Annotated in this window: 1 protein-coding gene and 1 pseudogene; both read right to left on the bottom strand. The window is 73.3% G+C overall.

From position 1 onward, the window contains the following. Positions 1-441: pseudogene (locus G3I40_RS06330) on the bottom strand (hypothetical protein); the annotation flags it as partial. A gap of 4 nt (positions 442-445) precedes the next feature. After that, a partial coding sequence (locus G3I40_RS06325; RefSeq protein ID WP_164301173.1) for a glycerophosphoryl diester phosphodiesterase membrane domain-containing protein occupies positions 446-1,504 on the bottom strand: 1,059 nt, incomplete at its 5' end.

Below are 1,504 nucleotides of genomic sequence, written 5' to 3'. Positions count from 1 at the left end.
CAGGGCGCGCATGCGCTCCTGGACAGCCTGGTTCCAGTGGCCCTGGGCGGCGTGCGCCTCGGCCGCGGAGCGGTGTTCGGCGGCGGTGCGCGGGCGGTCGTCGAAGAGCGGGGCCGCGGAGGTGGGGGAGCGGCGCGGGGTGCCCAGGCGCCACCACAGGGCGGCGGCCACGGCCACGACGGCGATCAGGATGACCACCAGGCCGAGCGAGCCGCCTGGCGCGACCCCCGAAGCGGCGGAGAACAGCTTGTCGACCCACTCCCAGAACTTGTTCAGGGCGCGCATGAACCAGCTCGGGTCGTTCTCGTGGTACGCGGGCTTGGACAGCTCTCGCTTCGCCGCCTCGCGCGCGGGATCGCGCGGGATCGTCACCGGTGGCTCGTCGCCTCCGGCGCGGGTCAGCCAGGCCGCAGCCCTGAGCACTCCCCCGGGCGCGCTCACCGCATCAGCTCCCCGGGGTGGCGCCGGGGGTGTTCCCGTAGCCCTGCAGGCCCGCGGCGCGGGCGAGTTCGAGGTCGAGGGCCTCGCGGCGGATGCGCTGGTCGATGTAGAGCAGCACGGTGACGCCCGCGGTGATCGGGAAGGTGATGGTGGAGCCGACCACCGCGCCGATGCCACTGACGATCAGGAAGGCCCAGCCGACGTCGCCCCCGCTGTCGAGGAAGCTGCCGACGCCGTCGCCGCTGACCACGCCCGCGATGAGGCTGAAGGGCACCAGGATGATCGACGCCACGACGCCGGCGATGATCGAGGCGAGGATCTGGATGCCGAAGACCCGCCACCACGAACCGCGGACGAGCTTGACGGAGCGGCCCAGCGCCTTGCGGACCGTCTGCTTCTCCAGCATCAGCGCGGGCGAGGCGAGCGAGAAGCGGATGATGAGCCAGATCGCGACCACGAGTCCGGCGAGACCGCCGAGGATCGCGAGTGCCAGTCCCGCGCCGGAGGAGCCGAGTACGCCGACGAGGATGCCGGGGACGGTGCCGACGAAGACGATCGCGGCGGCGATCAGCGGCAGCAGCAGGGTCAGGCCGAGCAGCCTGAGGACCTGGGGCCGGGCGTCGCGCCAGGCCTCCCCTATGGTGACGGACCGGCCGAGCACGGCGCGGCTGGTGACCGCGGTGAGCAGGGCCGTCGCGATGATCGTGCCGAGCAGCGTGATCACCTGCACCACGCCCGAGCCGATCAGGACGTCGCCCATGGCGCGGGTGACCTCGCCCGCGGTGGCGCTCGGGTCGTCGAGGGCGTCGGTGGTCGCGGAGTCGTTGAGGACGAAGCCCTGCAGGAGGACGACGAGGACCTCGGTGAGCACGGCGACCGCGAGCGAGATGCCGAGGACGGTGCGCCAGTACGTGCGCATCGTGGACACCGCGCCGTCGAGGATCTCGCCGACACCGAGCGGGCGCAGGGGGATGACGCCGGGCTTGGCCGCGATCGGTTTGCCCTGCCAGCCGCCGCCCCAGCCGGGCTGGCCGGGGGCGCCGTAGCCCGGGCCGCTCCCGTA

Source organism: Streptomyces sp. SID14478, from assembly GCF_010548525.1.
Taxonomy (GTDB): domain Bacteria; phylum Actinomycetota; class Actinomycetes; order Streptomycetales; family Streptomycetaceae; genus Streptomyces.
This window is presented reverse-complemented; position numbering and strand designations above follow the sequence as displayed.